Origin of the sequence: Vibrio sp. A11, from assembly GCF_013048705.1 — a bacterium.
GTDB lineage: Bacteria > Pseudomonadota > Gammaproteobacteria > Enterobacterales > Vibrionaceae > Vibrio > Vibrio metschnikovii.
The window spans coordinates 132,778-150,702 of sequence record NZ_VHSI01000001.1 but is presented as its reverse complement, the minus strand read 5'-3'; the positions used below and the strand labels follow the sequence as shown (position 1 = coordinate 150,702).

15 protein-coding genes are annotated in these 17,925 nt (G+C 43.0%); 7 read left to right on the top strand and 8 right to left on the bottom strand.

The window, feature by feature from the left end:
• Positions 1–177: 177 nt before the first annotated feature.
• The 3 genes from prc to FKQ60_RS00625 form a co-directional block, all read right to left on the bottom strand.
• Positions 178–2,175 carry a carboxy terminal-processing peptidase gene (gene prc / locus FKQ60_RS00635; protein ID WP_158138434.1) on the bottom strand — a complete coding sequence of 666 codons (1,998 nt, stop codon included), beginning with the start codon at positions 2,173–2,175 and terminating at the stop codon, positions 178–180.
• A gap of 17 nt (positions 2,176–2,192) precedes the next feature.
• The gene (gene proQ / locus FKQ60_RS00630; RefSeq protein WP_154168225.1) at positions 2,193–2,825 is read right to left on the bottom strand and encodes an RNA chaperone ProQ; all 633 of its coding nucleotides are present in this window, start codon (positions 2,823–2,825) and stop codon (positions 2,193–2,195) included.
• Positions 2,826–2,926: 101 nt separating this feature from the next.
• Positions 2,927–3,400 carry a GAF domain-containing protein gene (locus FKQ60_RS00625; protein ID WP_154170647.1) on the bottom strand — a complete coding sequence of 158 codons (474 nt, stop codon included), beginning with the start codon at positions 3,398–3,400 and terminating at the stop codon, positions 2,927–2,929.
• An 83-nt stretch (positions 3,401–3,483) separates the two neighbouring features.
• On the opposite strand from FKQ60_RS00625, the gene FKQ60_RS00620 reads away from it, so the two are divergent.
• The 4 genes from FKQ60_RS00620 to rsmF all read left to right on the top strand — a co-directional run bounded on the left by FKQ60_RS00620 (position 3,484) and on the right by rsmF (position 10,742).
• The gene (locus FKQ60_RS00620) at positions 3,484–5,274 is read left to right on the top strand and encodes an ABC transporter ATP-binding protein (protein WP_158143895.1); all 1,791 of its coding nucleotides are present in this window, start codon (positions 3,484–3,486) and stop codon (positions 5,272–5,274) included.
• An 83-nt stretch (positions 5,275–5,357) separates the two neighbouring features.
• On the top strand, positions 5,358–6,617 hold the full coding sequence (locus FKQ60_RS00615) for a paraquat-inducible protein A (protein ID WP_170905963.1): 1,260 nt from the start codon (positions 5,358–5,360) through the stop codon (positions 6,615–6,617).
• The gene (locus FKQ60_RS00610) at positions 6,610–9,249 is read left to right on the top strand and encodes an MlaD family protein (RefSeq protein WP_170905843.1); all 2,640 of its coding nucleotides are present in this window, start codon (positions 6,610–6,612) and stop codon (positions 9,247–9,249) included. Before FKQ60_RS00615 ends, FKQ60_RS00610 begins: the two co-directional genes overlap by 8 nt.
• Positions 9,250–9,317: 68 nt before the next feature.
• A complete protein-coding gene (gene rsmF / locus FKQ60_RS00605) occupies positions 9,318–10,742 on the top strand; it encodes a 16S rRNA (cytosine(1407)-C(5))-methyltransferase RsmF (protein WP_154168231.1) in 1,425 nt (474 codons plus the stop codon).
• A gap of 242 nt (positions 10,743–10,984) precedes the next feature.
• Here the strand turns inward: rsmF and FKQ60_RS00600 are convergent, their stop codons facing one another.
• Complete coding sequence (locus FKQ60_RS00600; RefSeq protein WP_154168233.1) at positions 10,985–11,818, bottom strand: S1-like domain-containing RNA-binding protein; 834 nt, start codon at positions 11,816–11,818, stop codon at positions 10,985–10,987.
• Between the two features lie 103 nt (positions 11,819–11,921).
• On the opposite strand from FKQ60_RS00600, the gene FKQ60_RS00595 reads away from it, so the two are divergent.
• A complete protein-coding gene (locus FKQ60_RS00595) occupies positions 11,922–13,271 on the top strand; it encodes a hypothetical protein (RefSeq protein WP_040904829.1) in 1,350 nt (449 codons plus the stop codon).
• 19 nt (positions 13,272–13,290) lie between these two features.
• Here FKQ60_RS00595 and FKQ60_RS00590 read toward each other — a convergent pair whose 3' ends face one another.
• Both FKQ60_RS00590 and FKQ60_RS00585 read right to left on the bottom strand, forming a co-directional pair.
• Positions 13,291–13,773: a DUF4442 domain-containing protein gene (locus FKQ60_RS00590; RefSeq protein ID WP_040904318.1), complete on the bottom strand. Its 483-nt coding sequence runs from the start codon at positions 13,771–13,773 to the stop codon at positions 13,291–13,293.
• 120 nt (positions 13,774–13,893) lie between these two features.
• Positions 13,894–14,784, bottom strand: coding sequence for a putative PEP-binding protein (locus tag FKQ60_RS00585; protein ID WP_170905842.1), 891 nt, complete (start codon positions 14,782–14,784; stop codon positions 13,894–13,896).
• Positions 14,785–14,990: 206 nt separating this feature from the next.
• Here FKQ60_RS00585 and FKQ60_RS00580 point away from each other — a divergent pair, with 206 nt between their 5' ends.
• On the top strand, positions 14,991–16,049 hold the full coding sequence (locus FKQ60_RS00580) for a 3-deoxy-7-phosphoheptulonate synthase (protein WP_154170651.1): 1,059 nt from the start codon (positions 14,991–14,993) through the stop codon (positions 16,047–16,049).
• Between the two features lie 17 nt (positions 16,050–16,066).
• Entirely contained in the window at positions 16,067–16,549 is a 483-nt protein-coding gene (locus FKQ60_RS00575) for a YajQ family cyclic di-GMP-binding protein (protein ID WP_154168237.1), read from the top strand.
• A gap of 60 nt (positions 16,550–16,609) precedes the next feature.
• Here FKQ60_RS00575 and FKQ60_RS00570 read toward each other — a convergent pair whose 3' ends face one another.
• Together FKQ60_RS00570 and FKQ60_RS00565 are read right to left on the bottom strand one after the other, a co-directional pair.
• Positions 16,610–17,341 (bottom strand): chromosome partitioning protein ParA, encoded by a 732-nt coding sequence (locus FKQ60_RS00570; protein WP_170904793.1) that lies wholly within the window; start codon positions 17,339–17,341, stop codon positions 16,610–16,612.
• 19 nt (positions 17,342–17,360) lie between these two features.
• Positions 17,361–17,519, bottom strand: coding sequence for a hypothetical protein (locus FKQ60_RS00565; protein ID WP_167363644.1), 159 nt, complete (start codon positions 17,517–17,519; stop codon positions 17,361–17,363).
• Between the last annotated feature and the right edge of the window lie 406 nt (positions 17,520–17,925).

The following is a 17,925-nucleotide window of genomic DNA, read 5'->3' as shown; positions in this document are numbered from 1 at the left end:
CCCTAATGCTTTTATTTTAAGCTTAGGCGGTTTCAATTTATAATGCGAAATTTCGATGAAAATCACATTATAAATTTTTCTTATCTGCACACTTATTTCAAATTAACAACGATAAAACAAACAGTTATAAAAAAGCGAGCCCATTGGCTCGCTTTCACTCTTCAAGATAGATAAAGCTCAAATCTTGAGCATGTCCACCATGATTGATACCGATTCATTCAAATAAGCATCAGGAGTTTCATAGTCTTTGGGAACCTCACTCAAGGCCGCAAAAGGTTCTTTACCAAGGGATGCTTGGCGAAGATTAATTCTATCCAATCGCTGTTTATCCGCTTGTTCCATCTCTTGCTTGCGTTGCTTTTCATTTAAAGACAATAAGTTATCATCTTTTTCTGCTTGATATTTTTCAATATCCTGCAAGATAAAGCCAAACTCTTGATCCGCTAGGATCCGAGTTTGATGACGCTGATCGAGCTTAGCAATCGTCGCACTAAAGTCATGCAATACTTGGTATTTAACCGGATCAATCCGGTCCCAAGGTAGTGCGTTCTCTTCAACACTTTCCCCTGTTTCACTCGCATCAATAGCACTCGGGAAAACGATATCAGGGATCACACCGCGATTTTGGGTACTGCCACCATCAATTCGATAAAACTTCTGAATCGTGTATTGCACATAACCAAGCTCTTGTTCAAATAAATCATAGATATGATTTAAAGAGCGATGCTGCTGAACCGTACCTTTACCAAATGAGTTTTCACCAAGAATAATCGCTCGACCATAGTCTTGCATGGCCGCGGCAAAAATCTCTGACGCAGAAGCACTAAATCGATTAATCAAAACCGTCATTGGACCTTGATAACTGATTTTGCCGTCAGTATCGCTATTAACATTCACTCGGCCATAACTATCGCGTACCTGAACAATAGGACCACTGGTAATAAATAAACCAGAAAGTGCCGTGGCTTCCGTTAATGCGCCACCACCATTATTACGTAAATCGATGATGATACCGTCGACTCCGCTGGCTTTTAGCTCCGTCAGTAACTTATCGGTATCTTGTGCTAAGCCTACATAAAAACTAGGCACTTCAAGGACACCGATTTTTTTGCCGTCTTGTTCAATGACCTTAGACTTCACCGCTCGGTCTTCAAGACGAATTTTATCTCGGACAATAGTGACAATGTGACTTTTTGCGTCATTACCTTCCGGTAATACCTGCAGTTGCACTTTAGTGCCTTTCGGCCCTTTAATTAACTGCACGACATCATCGAGACGCCAGCCAATCACATCAACAATATCGCCTTTCTCTTGACCGACACCGATAATGCGATCCCCTTCACTCAACTGTCGACTGGTCGCCGCAGGGCCACCAACGACTAATGAGCGAATCACCGTATAATCGTCCGTCATCTGTAATACCGCGCCAATCCCTTCAAGAGATAAATTCATCTCCGATTGAAATTGAGCAGCATTGCGAGGAGATAAATAGCTGGTGTGAGGGTCGATCTGCCGAGCAAAGGCATTCATATAGACTTGAAAAACATCTTCGCTATTGGTCTGAGTTAAACGTTTGATCGCATTGTTATAACGTTTAGCCAGCGTTTCTTGAATTTCTGGCCATGTTTTACCCGTTAATTTCAAGTTTAATGCATCAAATTTAACACGCTGACGCCATAGCTCATCGACTTCCGCTTGATCTTTCGGCCATGCGGCTTTGGAGCGATCGCGTTCAATAAACTCGTCGTTATCAAAGGTCATTTCATGGTCAAGGAGCGACAACGCGTATTGGAAACGCTCAAAACGTTTACGCATTGAAAGATTATACAATTCAAATGCTATCTGATTATTGCCTGCTTTTAACTGATCATCTAACTGGGTTGACCAGGGTTTAAAAGCGTCAATATCGGCCTGAGTAAAGAGATTACGATTGTAATCCAACATGCCAACATAACGATCAAAAATAGCTTGAGAAAACGCATCATCTAAAGAGAAGTGTTTATAGTGAGAACGAGTAAAACGTGACGTTACTCGTTTACTGGCGGTTTCATGTTGAGCTTGTGGAGTAAGAAGAGGAAGATCCTCTATCTTGAGATTGGCTTCTATCGCCTGAACAGAAAAAGCTGCCAGCCATAGGCCAGCAGCAATTGATGTTAATTTTGAACGGCATTTCATGCTTAGGAATATCTCCTTTAAGCGCGCAAGTGCTCCGTCTTCACAACCATTTGCAGGCCGTTACCGAGTTGAACACGCACATCTTCCTTATTAATTTCAACGATGGTCGCAGCCATGTTGCCTTTGCCCATGTTCACATTGACTTCTTTGCCAACTTTCATTTCGTCAGCTTGTAACACGCGCGTTTCAACTGGTTTTTTCTCTGTTTTTGCTGTCACATCGGTTGCTTGTGCACGACGTGGTTGAGGTTTTTTCGCTTTTGGCTTGGCTTTATTGGCCTCTTCACGCACTTTCTTCGCTTGCTCTTTACGGCGCGCATCAACGCGAGCTTTGCTTTCTGCTAACGCAGCTTGAGCATGATCGACATGTTGCTGTTCAAGTTCACCACAAGCATTACCATCAAGATCAACACGAACCGCACCAGCTTTAACACCATGCAGATAACGCCATGACGAAGTGTACTGTCTTAGTGCTGCACGAAGTTGAGTTTTGCTTACTTTAGGATCTTCATTAAGACGCTGAGCAAGATCTTGAAAAATACCAATTTTAAGAGGCTTAGCCTCACCTTCTAAAGTAAAGCAGTTAGGGAAACATTCAGCAATATACGCAATCACTTCTTTGCTGTTTTTTAACTTTTCAGTGTTTTCCATGAGGATTCCTGGTTGATGCGGCTGGTCCGCGGGGCATAAATAATAAAATATGTTCGGTATTATAGTGACCTGAGTACGAAAAACCACTGGCAAAGGCGAATTTATGCCTTGTTCGCGTGTGAATTAAGCACCTTTTCTACTTCTGTCATTAAAAATACCAGTCCTTGCTGGTCAATTTCTGAAAAGCGAGCAATTGTTGGGCTATCAATATCTAACACACCAACCAATTGCCCACAGATAGTGAATGGGATCACCAATTCCGAGTTACTTGCTGCATCACAAGCGATATGACCGACAAAAGCATGCACATCATCCACACGTTGTACGGTATTGGTGGCAACCGCCGTCCCACATACTCCACGTCCTACCGGAATACGAACACAAGCGGGTTTACCTTGAAAAGGGCCTAGCACTAATTCATCATTCTGTAAGAGATAAAACCCAACCCAGTTTAGGTCGCTCAGTTCCATATTTAATAAAGCACTTAAGTTCGCTAAGTTAGCCACTAAGTCGGTTTCAGATTCGAGTAAAGCGACGGCTTGCTTCGTTAAACGTTGGTAATCTGCTAAGTTCATATTCATTCCCAATAAAATTAAAGACTTCACTTATTGTTCTTCGTACAATACCTATCAACTAAATAGGATGCATTCTCATTATAATGACCAATAATCATGATACTATTAGCCGTTCTTGGTTGATAACTCAAGTAAAAAAACATCAACGTCCGCTGCTTTATGCCAATTTTATTGCCATCGTTGCGACTTTAATCAGTGTACCTATTCCCTTGTTGATGCCATTGATGGTCGATGAAGTATTACTTAATCAACCCGCTGGTGGTTTAGCCTTAATGGATACTCTCCTGCCTACTGATTGGCAAACACCGACGGGGTATATTCTGTTCACTTTATTACTGGTAGTGCTCATGCGCACTGGCAGCCAACTGCTGAATATTGTACAAAGTCGGCAATTTACGCGGGTATCGAAGACGGTTACCTATCAAATGCGCTGTAAGATGATTGATAAGCTAGGCCGAATCAGCATTCGTCAGTACGAAACGCGCGGTAGTGGCGGAATCAATGCCCATTTAGTGACTGATATTGAAACCATCGATCAATTTATTGGCTCAACATTGAGTAAATTTTTAATCAGTTTACTGACGGTGTTAGGCACAGCCTTAGTGCTACTGTGGCTTGATTGGCGATTAGGGTTATTTATTTTGTTGGTTAACCCAATTGTTATCTATTTCTCTCGCCTACTCGGCAGTCAAGTCAAACATCTCAAAAAACGCGAGAATCAAGCATTTGAGAAATTTCAAAATCGCCTAGTCGAAACCTTGGATGGTATCTATCAGCTTAGAGCCGCCAACAAAGAACGGGAGTTTTTAACTCAACTCAAAATCAATGCCAACGAAGTGCGAGCCAATGCCGATAAATACGCTTGGCAAGCTGAAGCGGCGGGTCGACTCTCGTTTTTACTCTTTCTACTGGGCTTTGAGCTGTTTCGCGCGGTCGCAATGTTAATGGTGCTATTTAGCGACCTGACTATCGGACAAATTTTTGCGGTTTTTGGCTACTTATGGTTTATGTTAGGACCAGTACAAGAGCTGCTGGGCATTCAATTTTCTTGGTATAGCGCGAAGGCAGCACTGACACGAATTAATACCTTATTGCAGCTTGAGGAAGAGTATCGTCCGATCAGTAAAGTCAACCCATTTACTCAACATCAACCCGTAACGGTGACACTCTCACAAGTTAATTTTTCTTATGATGGCGAGAAAAAAGTCCTTGATGGGCTATCTTTATCCATACCCGCGGGTAAAAAAGTCGCTTTAGTTGGAGCCAGTGGTGGCGGGAAATCGACTTTAATTCAATTACTACTCGGAGCATATCGAGCAGATTCAGGTGAAATTTGTTTTAATGGCGAACGGTGTGATGATATTGGTTTTGAGATTATTCGCAGTCAAATTGCGGTGGTATTACAACAACCTATACTTTTCAACGACACTTTAAGGCATAATTTAACCCTCGGTGGTGATTATGATGACGCCTCGCTTTGGCATGCATTAGAAGTCGCGCAACTGCAAGACGTCACCCATCAACTCAGTCAAGGATTAGATACTCCCATTGGCCGTAACGGTATCCGTCTTTCTGGTGGACAGCGCCAACGTCTAGCTATAGCTAGAATGGTATTAAGTGATCCTAAATTGGTTATTTTAGATGAGGCGACGTCCGCGCTCGATACGGCAACCGAAGCGGCACTGCATCGTGCATTGAGTGGATTTTTAAAAGGACGAACTACGCTGATTGTCGCCCATCGTTTATCTGCGGTGAAACAGGCTGATTTGATTTATGTATTAGAAGATGGACGCGTTAGTCAAATTGGTACACATGGAGAGTTACTTGAACAGCAAGGACTTTATCAAACATTATATGGCGCTATTCAGTCATAGTTCCGTTTGGCTTATGGCACTCATTAGCTGCAATTTACGCACCCAATCAGTGACAACGTCACCGAATGCCGAGTAACCCGCTGATGTCTAGCACGCCACTCACTCAACATACATCCAGCACGAATAACCTTCGTTTGTGTCAGGGATGTGAATTGCCCGTTGATGTTGTCGATGTGCCGCGCGGTAAAAGTGCTTATTGCCCTCGCTGCGGAACTCAGCTCTATCGAGGTGGCAGCCCATCGTTATCGGGTAATTTAGCGATTGCCGTCACCTGCTTACTGTTGTTTTTTCCTGCGCATGCCTTTGACTTTTTAACTATCCGCTTAATTGGTGTGATGATCCCTGCATCCTTATCTGGAGGGATTATCGCTCTCGCCAATGAGGGCTATGTGATTCTGGCTTTGCTGGTATTTTTTTGCAGCTCCCTAGCTCCTTTTCTGGTCTTTGCTTCCATCGTTACCGCCCATCTAGCGCTACGTTATCGTTGGTTTATTGGTTTACGCTATTCGGTCTGGGTCATGCAGCAGTTAAAAGCATGGGCAATGATTGATGTCTTTTTGGTCAGCGTTGCGGTTTCAAGCTTTAAATTGAGCGATTACGCGGATATATTTATTGGCCCTGCGCTGTTCAGTTTAGTGCTCTTGCAAATTTTTACTGTGTTATTACTCAGCAGAATTAGCATTCGTCGCTATTGGGAAGCGTGGAAACCCGAACAAGATTACCCTGCTCAAATCGATAAACAAGTCCATTGCCATCATTGCCACTTATCGCAACATGAAAGCACGCACTGCATTCGCTGTCATCACCCGCTTTATCATCGAAAACCTCGTTCAATCGAACGCACTTGGGCCTATGTTATCGCCGCGAGTATTGCCATCATTCCCGCGAACCTACTTCCGATCTCTATATTGATCACCAATGGGCAACGTCTGGAAGATACCATCTTATCGGGTGTCGCCTCGCTGATGAATTCAGGTATGTATGGCATTGCTGCGATTATCTTTGTGGCCAGCATTGTGGTTCCTGTGATGAAGATTTTCGGGCTTGTCTACTTGTTACTGGCCATTCAATATCGACGTAGCCGTTATCATCGGCAGCGAATGAGTATTTTCTATGCGATAAAATGGGTTGGAAAATGGTCAGTTCTCGACTTATTTGTGATTGCCATTATGTTGACCTTGGTCGATCGGGGCCAGTTACTTAATTTTATCCCTGGTGATGGTGCCCTAGCCTTTGGCTTTGTGGTCGTATTAACCATGTTAGCAGCAGAAAGCCTTGATCCCCGTCTATTGTGGGATAATTATCAGCAAGAGACAAAACACAGCGAGTCGTGTAATGAATAAACCAACAATAACGCAAGCGTCTTATTCTCCGCAAATCAAATCCAATAAAGGGATTTCCCCATTGTGGATATTACCGATACTCACTTTATTGCTCGCGGGTTGGCTGGTCGGTAAAGCGATACATGATGCTGGTGAACGTATCCAAATTCATTTTTCTGATGCACAGGGGCTCGTCGCAGGCAGAACCACCATTCGTTATCAGGGTTTAGAAGTCGGTATGGTGCGGGAAATAAAACTTGCTCCCGAATTAGACAGTATCTATGTCGAAGCAGATATCTATCCCGAAGCAACTCAATTGCTTTCCGATGCTACTCGATTTTGGTTAGTGAAACCTACCGCAAGTTTGTCTGGTGTTTCAGGATTGGATGCTTTGGTCTCTGGTAATTATATCGCCTTACATCCAGGTGGCCCTGGGCAAGAAAATCATCCTCAGGTATACCACGCTCTAGAGCGTGCCCCATCCGATTTAGTCTCCAATGGTGGACTACAGATCACTTTGCGGGCCAACGATCTTGGCGGAATTTCTATTGGCTCGCCCATTGTTTATAAAAAAATTCCGATTGGTGAAGTATTTAGTTATCAACTTGCCAAAGATGCACAATCCATCGTGTTACAAGTCTCAATTGAATCTGAATATCGCCATTTGATCACCAAAGACAGTCGCTTTTGGAATGTGAGTGGCATTGGCACCTCATTAGGCTTTGATGGTATCGATGTTCGTTTAGAAAGTTTGAGTGCCCTAATTGGCGGAGCGATTGCTGTTGATTCCCCCGATGGCGGTGAACCCGCAGCTCAATTCAGCGAATTTCGTCTCTACAGAGATCTCAAAACAGCCGGACGCGGGATCCCTATCACGATTACACTGCCTGATGACAGCGGCATTAATGCTTCGGGAGCGCCCATTATGTACCGTGGATTGGAGATAGGACAGATCACCCATCTACAACTGAATGAGGATAAGACACAAATTATTGCTCATGCCGCGATTCAACCGTCATTAAATGAACTACTCACAACAGGCAGCCAGTTCATTTTACAAGAAGCAAAAGTTTCACTATCTGGCTTAGAAAATTTATCGAACTTAATCAAAGGTAATTACCTTACTTTACAACCGGGTGAAGGTGAACGTACTCGACAATTTACAGCGCTAAGAAAAATTGAGTATCAACAATCTCAATCACATACTTTCTCCATTACCCTTACCGCTGAACATGCTTATGGTTTGACGTCAGGGGCTGAGATTTTGTATCGCGGAGTACGAATTGGCATCATCAAAGATGTTCAACTCAGCGCGGATCAAGTCGAGTTTCATGCCGTTATTGAACAACAATACCAATCATTAATTCGTTCCAAAAACCGTTTTTATGTTGATGGTTCAATGCGTGCCGAGCTTGGCCGCGCCGGCATTAATCTCTCACTTCCTCCTGTGAAGCAACTACTGAGTGGGGCTATCAGCTTTATTAGTGAAGGAGAAGAAACCGTACTTGAACGCTATTCTCTGTATGCTAACCCATCACTGGCAGAGCTGGCGGCGTATCAACAATCGGGTTCTCGCGCCTTGCGACTCAGTGCAGATACCTTGCCTCCGGTACAAATTGGTAGCCCGCTACTATTTCGTCATTTACCCGTTGGTCATGTCACCCAATTTAAGTTACAAAAAGAAGGTGTTGAGGTGGAAGTCAGTATTGATAACCAATACCAACATTTAATTAATGAACAAACTGTATTCTGGAATCATTCTGGTATTGAAGTAAATGCCTCTTTAACCGATGGTCTGCGTATCCAAGCGGCACCGTTACAAAGCCTGCTCCAAGGTGGTATTGCCTTTGATACCTTACCCGGTGTAGAAAATAAACTCGATGGGCGTTGGAAGCTTTACGCCAACTATCAACAAGCACAACAGTTTGGTGAAGCCATTACGTTATTGGCAAAGAGCAATGAAGGAGTCAACCGAGGCACTCCAATCAAATATCAAGGCGTACAAGTCGGTGAAGTTATCGCCGTTTCACCGAGTTTTAGTCAATCACAAGTGACTTTTTCTGCTCGTATTCATCCCGAATACGCCCCTTTTATTGCTCGTGCAACGAGCGTGTTTTGGGTAGCCAAAGCCAATGTCAGTTTACAAGGCATCACTAATTTAGAGAATCTTGTCTCACCGAATATCGAAGTCTATCCCGGTCAAGGTGCTAAGCAACATACTTTTCACCTCGCTTCTGCGCCTTACTCACCGAGTGGTGTCAGGTTTACACTCCAAACCGAATACCGTGGTTCAATTAATGTCGGAACTCCTGTCTTTTACCGTGATATTGAAGTTGGCAGAGTGATTGATATCCAACTGGGCGCTCTTGCTGATCGGGTTATCTCAACAATCGATATTAATCCCGACTATGCTTATTTAGTTCGCCGTAATAGCCTATTTTGGAACACGTCGGGCGTAGATGTCTCAATTGGATTGACTGGAGCGAATATCAAGTCAGGAACACTGGAAAGTATAGTTCGCGGTGGGATTACTTTTGCAACGCCAGAACAAAAGCAGCTTGCTCCTCCTGCTCAAGCTGGCCAATCTTTTTATCTTCACTCCAAACCACAAGAAGAATGGAAACGCTGGCGAACAGCGATACCTAGACCTTGAGATAAACTTCAAGTCTGGCCGCGATGTGTATATAATCGCGGCCAGAATCCGCTTATCGAGACACTGTTTTGCATTCCACTGTCGCACTACCCGAAGAGTTCCTCGCTACCATCGCTGAAATATTGCCCTCAACACTCAATCTGAATGACTTTATTGCTGCATGCCAACGACCACTCAGAAAAAGTATTCGTGTTAACACCTTAAAAATATCCGTCGCTGACTTTCAAACCCGAGCCACAGACAAAGGTTGGTACTTAGAACCTATCCCCTGGTGCGAGAGCGGCTTTTGGATTACCGCAGATGAAGAACAAGTTCCTTTGGGCAATACTGCAGAACATATGGCGGGCTTATTCTATATCCAAGAAGCCAGTTCCATGATGCCCGTCTCTGCCCTATTTATGCAATCTGGAGCGCCTTTTGAACATGTATTAGACATGGCCGCCGCACCAGGCTCTAAGACCACACAAATCGCGGCCTTAATGGATAATCAAGGCGTATTAGTCGCTAACGAGTATTCCGCCAGTCGGGTCAAAATTTTACACGCCAATATTGAACGTTGTGGTATTCGTAATAGCGCTCTGACCAATTTCGATGGCCAAATTTTTGGTGGTTGGCTGCCTGAGCAGTTTGATGCCGTATTACTTGATGCTCCCTGCTCAGGAGAAGGCACGGTACGTAAAGATCCTGATGCGATGAAAAACTGGAGCAAAGCTTCGGTAATGAGTATCGCGCAAACTCAGAAATCGTTGATTGAAAGTGCTTTTCAGGCGCTCAAGGTTGGTGGTGTTTTGGTGTATTCAACCTGCACGTTAAGTCGTGAAGAGAACCAAGACGTCTGCTGGCACTTGAAACAGACTTATGGTGACGCGGTCACATTCACCCGTCTTGATCAACTTTTCCCGAGTGCAGAACAGGCCATTACTGAAGAGGGTTTTTTGCATATATTTCCACAAGTTTATGACTGTGAAGGATTTTTTGTCGCCAAAATCACCAAACAGGCATCGGTGAAAACGCCCGCTGTAAAAAAACGCTTGGGCAAATTCCCATTCACTAAAGTCGACCCTGCACAACGCCTTGAGATTGAGCAACAATTATATCATGCACTGAACATTCGCTTACCAGAAGACAGCCAAGTGTGGTCACGGGATAATGACATCTGGCTCTTTCCCTCAGCTTTAGAGCCGTTACTCAGCGAACTCCGTTTTTCTCGGATGGGGATAAAAATTGCTGAGCAACATAAACGGGGCTACCGTTGGCAACATCAAGTCGCTACAACACTGGCAACCGGACAAGAGCCACAATCGGTCGAATTAGATAAGGTTCAAGCTCGTGAGTGGTTTATGGGACGTGATGTCAGGCCAGAAAACCTATCTGGCCAAGGTGAGGTGATTGTTTGTTATCAAGGCGATGTCATCGGTCTAGGGAAATGGGTCGGTAATCGGATCAAAAATGGCTTACCACGAGATTTAGTGCGCGATAAAAATCTATTTTAAAACCAATGAACATTCCACACTGATGATATTAATAGACGGATTTAAAAGCATTGCTGCGCGTTAAGGAATGATAAGTATCAAACAGTGGACACTAGTCTATACTTTATCAATATCCCCATATAATAGCCAAACCAAGGGGATAGCCGTAAATCGCGCTCAACTCCCCTTCTGGCGCGTTTCCCAAGGCCCAAAACCTAACGCTGTTTTGGGCCATTTTTTGAGCTGACAGTACTCAACCTAGCTTAAACAAGACGAATGCCGTCTTTTTCAATCACAATTTTTCCTTGCTTAAATAAACCACCAATGGTTTTTTTAAACGTGCCCTTACTGGTACGGAAAGTGGCAAAGATCTCTTCTGGGGTCGATTTATCACTCAGCGGTAAAAAGCCTTGTTTTTTCTCTAACATGGCTAAGATTTTACTACTTAACTCATCCATTTTTTCGACACCGACTTTTTGAAGAGCCAGATCGATTTTGCCATCAGGACGAATACTTTTGATATAACCTTTGATTTTTTTGCCGATAAACAGTTTTCCGAACACATCCGAGGGAAAAATCATCCCCCAATGCGCTCCGTTAATGATCGCTTTAAAACCAAGCTCTGAACGCTCAGCAATAATCAAATCAACAGGTTGGTTTATCGTATAATGCGCTGGTGTTTTATCTAACCATTTATTAAATTTGGTGGTACCCACAATACGACCCGAGGCTTTATCGGTATAGACATAAACTAAAATTGTCTGCCCCTCGTTAAAACGCGCACGCTGCTCACTGTAGGGGATCAGTAAGTCTTTATCTTTAATGCCCCAATCAACAAAAGCTCCGGTGTTATTCACACCAACGACTTTCATTAATCCCCACTCTCCCACTTGAGCAATCGGTGTCTCCGTTGTCGCTGCTAATTGATTCTCTGAATCAAAGAACAGAAACACATCGATAAATTGCCCCAGTTCGACGCCTTGAGGTGCGTAACGCTTAGGCAGCAAAGTGGTACCGAACTCTCCCGCATCTAAAAAAACGCCGAAATCAGTGATTTTTACCACTTCTAAGCTATTAATTTGGCCAATGTTAATCATGTAAAATTGTCTCACAGCAAATTTGCAGAGATTATACGTGATCTCTGCTATGCTTTCTCGCAATTGTATCGATAAAATTCAGCAATTTTTTCAGGAGCTTTCGTTGATCACGGTAGATAAATATGATGCTGTCACGTTGAGGATTGCCACTCAAATGTCAGGCAGTAAGAAACTGGATTTGGATGTTTATCTTTTTATTCCTGGAGAATTAGGCCTTAGCCCAGAAGTCATTTCAGAGTCGGAGTTTTTTTATAGCTCCATTCATCAAAAGCGCTCCTATTATAGTGATAAAATTCTCCTGCCTCTTGTCCATAGCCGATTAGCACAACGAGGTCGCCTGTCATCAACACAGTATCGGGTAAGCTTGAGTTTGTTTGCTTATCAATATGTGATCGCCTTAGATAGAGCCGTTAATCAGCTCAACGCGACTAGTGACACCGTCACAGCTGATGAGGTCGATACGGTGATCGAGCTATCGCTCGATATTCTAAAACGATTACGCAGAACCATCCCTTACGATGAAAGCCTTAAGCGCTATTATGCCAATATTGATAACTATCTCTCTTGGTATACCGAACAAAAATTTTTATCGATTGTCGCTCATCTCACCCGTGACAGTGACTATAAAACCATTAAAGAACGCCTCATCACCTTAGTTGAAAAAGAACAAGCGCATCGTGCCTTAAACCATTACAACTCAGCCAAAGCGGGAACCGACATGACCCGTCTGAGTAATAAAATGCGTTTATTACGTCGTTTAATTGAACACCCGATCATTCTTAACGAGAAAGTGACTTCTTTGGGTAATAACATCAAACGGATGGTTAAGGGGGTCGCAACGGGGTTAGTCATGGTCGTGGTTACGCTAACCGCGATTGTGGCACGTGACTATTGGGGAGAGATTACCGCTTCATTTATTATTGCGATGTCATTTATTTACGCGCTACGCGAAATTTTTAAAGATGATTTGCGCGACATGATGTGGCGTTGGATCCGTAAAGGCAAACCTAAATGGCGTCGCCGCTACTTTGATCCCAGTACCGGAACTCAAGTTGGACAAAAAGATGAATGGTTGGATTACCAATCGTTATCCCAGTTACCAGAAAAAATTCAAGCTATTCGTAAGAAGCGAATTGTTCAACGTGAAGAACAAATCCTTCATTACCGATCTGAAGTTGAGATGTCAACATCACGCTTTATGAGCGGTTATGAAGAAACCCGTGAAGCGATGATGATCGATTTACGCCCGTTAACACGCTTAATTGATAAAAGCTCGACTCGAATTTATCAGCTTAGCAATGGTCAAGTCAGCCGAGAATCTGTCGAAAAACGTCACTTAATTAACTTGATCATTAAAGAAGACGATCATCAACAGACACCGCGTTATTACCGTTGGAAAATCGTGATTAACCGAAGCAAAATTGTCGACATTGAAGTCATTGAGTTAGATTAAGTCACTCTCTTTACTCTGATTATTTTGATTTCACCGCTTTAACAGACAGCGTTAACCAAAATTCTGCCATTGGCTCATCACCATGCTGTGATGGGCAAGTGGCGACGATTTTGACCTCGTGATTGACGCGTTGACCAGTCGCAATGGTTTCATCCAACATGGCATCAATCGCAGCACCATCAACACAGTGAAAGTGGACATCCCCTTCTGGTCTTTTTAAAAATTCCGCTTTAACGGCTTTAAACGCTAAAGAAATCACTTCCCCACGCTGCTGAGCCTTATGCATGGCCATAAATCCACCAGCTACATCCGCCCCCACGGCAAGTACGCCAAAATACATACTATTCAGATGATTTTTATTCCTCTTTTTCAGCGGAATACGTACTTCAACCGCTTGCTCATTCAACAACAAAATTTTAGGGCGGCAATACCAAATCAGCGGAACTTTAAAAATACCGAAATAATTAAGATAGAAATTAGCTTTAGTCAGAGCAGAAAACATAGTTAAAACTTCCTTGTGATCTCATCAGACCAGTTCACTCGATAGCCAAGAAAATGTCAACGAAATGTTACAGAAAATAAGAAGCCAAGCTATTTTTGCTTGGCTTCTTAAAGATAAGACTCAGTAATAGTAAACCGAGTCTGGCTGAGCAATCTCAGACAAAAAGCGCTGAATTTTAGTCGACACACTCTGCTCACTAACTAATATACTTAACGGCTTAGAGGTTTGATGAACGGCTTTGATCGCCATTTCTGCTAACTGAAACACGGCATCGTTGTCGGTCGGCTGATAACGTTCAACAAGGCTTTCTAGCGTATTATCCATCGCTAAGGTAAACTGGGCAAGGGAGTCCCAATCTAACAGCATCCCATCAAAATAAGCCAATAAACGTTCAGCTAATAGCGCGGCGGAAGGAACTTGGCAAACAAACGACACTTGTAATCCATGTAAACCGCGTGGCAAGCCTTGCTCAGCTAGGCCGTCAATAATTCCAGCGGCATCACTCAGCGAGCGAACAAAAGGCACGACGATTTCAATAGGATGCCCTTTACTGATCAGCCTTTTGATCACGTTGCACTCCAACTCAAATGCATCAGCGTATTCACTGTCCGTTAATCGAGCTACACCTCGCACTCCAAGCGCCGGATTTGGTTCAACTGTGACTTTTTCTCCGCCAAGCAAAGCACGACTCTGTGCACTATCTTCATTACTTAAACAGACACGAACGCTTTGGTGATGGGGTTTAATCGCTTGTTCAATGCGCTCCACTAACGTATCAACAAAATGCTCAGCGATGGACTGGTCGTTTAATAGTGCATTCAGCGAGCTTTTCTCTCGTTCAGATAGCTGAGTCAGATCGGTGACCAAACTAGGATGATAAAAAATGCTATCTGCGATCAACTCTGAAATGACAACAAATAGCGTCGAACTCAATGTTTGTTGGGACCATTGAGGTAAGGTATTCCCTTGCTCAAACGGCTTATTTATTGAAGAGGGTGATACAACACTCATAACGGCTCCATCTGTTCTTGATTGGTATAGGGTGAAAATACCGAGTTCATTGACCAAACACAAGGGCAAGTATCAATATTAATTCATTTAAAGTGAATAAAATATCAAGTTTACAGTTTTCATCACTTGCATTTATGCTAAGTGGTTTATTCTCTGAGTTAAATTCGTTATCTTTAGCGCTTCGCAATAAAAGAATAGGCAATATGATGCCATTAAAAACTGATGAATTAAGAACCCAAGCCCTTGGCCCAATGCCAACGCCGGCTGAATTAAGCCTTGCTCATCCAGTGACCCATGAGGTTGCCGAACGCATTGCTCACTCACGTCAACAAATTGAACAAATCCTATCGGGTCAAGATGACCGCTTATTGGTCATTGTCGGCCCCTGCTCTGTCCATGATACCCATGCCGCACTTGAGTACGCACGCCGATTAAGTGAGATACAAGATCAGTATCGTGACCAACTGTTCATTGTCATGCGTACCTATTTTGAAAAACCACGCACCGTGGTTGGCTGGAAAGGTCTGATCACTGATCCTAATTTAGATGGCTCCTATGCGTTAGAAGCTGGCTTAAACAAAGCACGTCAATTGTTACTCGATATCAATAAACTCGGACTAGCAACGGCAACCGAATTTCTCGACATGATCACGGGGCAATACATTGCAGACCTGATCAGTTGGGGAGCGATTGGTGCGCGTACTACAGAGTCGCAAATTCACCGAGAAATGGCCTCGGCACTTTCTTGCCCTGTCGGTTTTAAAAATGGCACGAATGGCAATGTCAAAATTGCGATTGATGCCATTCGTGCCGCTCATGCCTCACACTACTTTTATTCGCCTGATAAAAATGGGCGCATGACCGTCTATCGCACCAGCGGTAACCCCTACGGACACGTCATTTTACGTGGTGGGGAAAGTGGCCCAAACTTTGATGTAGATTCAATTAATAGCGCTTGCGCTCAACTGGCTGAATTTAATTTACCTGAACGATTAGTGGTTGATTTTAGCCATGCCAATTGTCAAAAACAGCATCGCAAACAGCTTGAAGTTGCTGAAGAGATTGGTCGTCAAATTGAATCCGGTAGCCATAAGGTCGCGGGTATTATGGCTGAAAGTTTTCTTATTGAAGGCAATCAATCCATGTGTGACTTGAATAATTTAACCTATGGCCAGTCGATCACGGATCCTTGTTTAAGCTGGGATGATACCGCAACAATGCTCACTCGCCTTGCGCAAGCGATAACCACTCGACGTACTCAATAAAATAAGGAATTTAAGTTATGCCTTCTTTTGATATTGTTTCAGAAGTTGATACCGTAGAACTGCGTAATGCCGTAGATAACTCTAATCGTGAACTCGCCACACGCTTTGATTTTCGTAATGTCGACGCCAGTTTCGAGCTCAAAGATGAGACAGTAAAATTAGCCGCTGAAGATGATTTTCAACTTAATCAAATGTTGGATATCCTGCGTGGCAATTTAGCCAAGCGCGGTGTTGATGCGCGAGCTATGGAGCTAAAAGACTCCGTCCATTCAGGTAAAAACTGGTACAAGGATATTGTATTTAAGCAAGGGATCGAATCATTACTGGCCAAAAAAGTGGTTAAGATGATCAAAGATGCCAAGCTCAAAGTACAAGCCTCTATTCAAGGCGATAAAATTCGAGTCAGTGGTAAAAAACGCGATGATTTACAGACGGTAATCGCCTTTTTAAAAGAAAGTAACCTAGAACAACCTTTCCAATATAATAACTTTCGCGAATAACAAAAAATCCAGTCTCTATTGCTCTAGAGGCTGGATTTTTCGATGCTTAACCGCGTGGTGCTATAAACCTATTTCCGCTGATAATGATTTAATTTCTTGTAAATCTAGTTGATGAACGCGCAACATTTGTTCTACTTGGCTTAATCTTGAACTCGCCGCATCTTGCTTATCACAAGCATCCGATTTTGCATCCCAAGATTGGCCTTTTAAATAAACATCACACTCTTTTTTCAAGATAGGTAAAGCATCATTCAACTGCTTTTGCTCTTTTTGTAGCTGTTCAACTTCTTGCTTAATCTTTAGCTCTTTTTGAAATAACTCTCGTGAACGTTCAAAAAGTATCGATTGCATGTCCGCTTGACGATGTAATCGTGCATTTTTCTCATCAGCACTTTGTAATGCGTTGTTTTGCTTTGCTAATTGCTGATCCAACGATAAGTTAACTTTTTCTAATTCTGCAATCTGTTGTTCTAATTGATCCAACTGCTCTTGATGTTGTGTTTTTTGCTGCTCAAGATGCTCTTGCAGTTTCACTTGCCACTCTTGCTCTTGTCGCTCTGCCTGCTGAGCCGTTTGTTCATTTAATGCCTTCGCATTTTCTTGTAACGCTTGAACATTGACCTGCAAACCAGCATAAGCGGTTTGCCATTTAGTCTCCGTCACTGACGAACCGACTAATCCCCCTAATGCCAACCCTAATGCTGCCGCTAACCCAATATAGAGGTAACTGCGTTTGTCACGTTGTTCAATGACAACAACATCTTGGTGTTCATCTGCCTTTTTTTGATTCACATTGACTCCCAATTTAGCATCAGCGAATTAATTCAGTGACCACAAGCGAAGCGGTATAAAGAGCAAAAGCCGATAATAAAACAATCACTACCCACTTTTGAAGTTTCTCATTAGTTCCATAACGGATTAAAAGAAAAGCGAGAACAATTAATACCCCAATAAAAATCAATCTGGTCATAGTATGCTCCGGTTTTATTTTGCCTACTTCAATGACATTCGGTAAGACAAGTGTAGCTCTCAAGCCTGTTGCTGCTTGCTATTTTATACCATTTATCGCACCAAATAGGTCAAAGAAAAATGGATTAACCTGCTGTTATGTCAATAATTTAACTGAGTTCACTTTGAAAGTGACGTTTTTTCAAACAGCGCTGATTTTTTACGCTGACTCGTGCACTGCGCTCCCTTGTTGATTCCAGTCATTTACCACTAAATTTGCAGATGACATCACACTTTATTTTGGGTAATATCGCCAAGCAAATTATTGTAACACTAGATAATTGTTCCGTTGAAGGCAGCAGGAGAGTGGTTATTAACTAAATCTTAACACTTAGTTAACTATACCCGCCGAAGAAGTAAATCTTTCA

What these genes read in the sequence shown, in the direction of transcription:
- FKQ60_RS00615 (WP_170905963.1), top strand. Translation starts at nt 5,358, where the DNA reads ATGTCTAGCACGCCACTCACTCAACATACATCCAGCACGAATAACCTT.
- FKQ60_RS00580 (WP_154170651.1), top strand. Translation starts at nt 14,991, where the DNA reads ATGCCATTAAAAACTGATGAATTAAGAACCCAAGCCCTTGGCCCAATG.
- FKQ60_RS00585 (WP_170905842.1), bottom strand. Translation starts at nt 14,784, where the DNA reads ATGAGTGTTGTATCACCCTCTTCAATAAATAAGCCGTTTGAGCAAGGG.
- FKQ60_RS00625 (WP_154170647.1), bottom strand. Translation starts at nt 3,400, where the DNA reads ATGAACTTAGCAGATTACCAACGTTTAACGAAGCAAGCCGTCGCTTTA.
- FKQ60_RS00600 (WP_154168233.1), bottom strand. Translation starts at nt 11,818, where the DNA reads ATGATTAACATTGGCCAAATTAATAGCTTAGAAGTGGTAAAAATCACT.
- FKQ60_RS00590 (WP_040904318.1), bottom strand. Translation starts at nt 13,773, where the DNA reads ATGTTTTCTGCTCTGACTAAAGCTAATTTCTATCTTAATTATTTCGGT.
- FKQ60_RS00610 (WP_170905843.1), top strand. Translation starts at nt 6,610, where the DNA reads ATGAATAAACCAACAATAACGCAAGCGTCTTATTCTCCGCAAATCAAA.
- FKQ60_RS00575 (WP_154168237.1), top strand. Translation starts at nt 16,067, where the DNA reads ATGCCTTCTTTTGATATTGTTTCAGAAGTTGATACCGTAGAACTGCGT.
- proQ (WP_154168225.1), bottom strand. Translation starts at nt 2,825, where the DNA reads ATGGAAAACACTGAAAAGTTAAAAAACAGCAAAGAAGTGATTGCGTAT.
- FKQ60_RS00620 (WP_158143895.1), top strand. Translation starts at nt 3,484, where the DNA reads ATGACCAATAATCATGATACTATTAGCCGTTCTTGGTTGATAACTCAA.
- FKQ60_RS00565 (WP_167363644.1), bottom strand. Translation starts at nt 17,519, where the DNA reads ATGACCAGATTGATTTTTATTGGGGTATTAATTGTTCTCGCTTTTCTT.
- prc (WP_158138434.1), bottom strand. Translation starts at nt 2,175, where the DNA reads ATGAAATGCCGTTCAAAATTAACATCAATTGCTGCTGGCCTATGGCTG.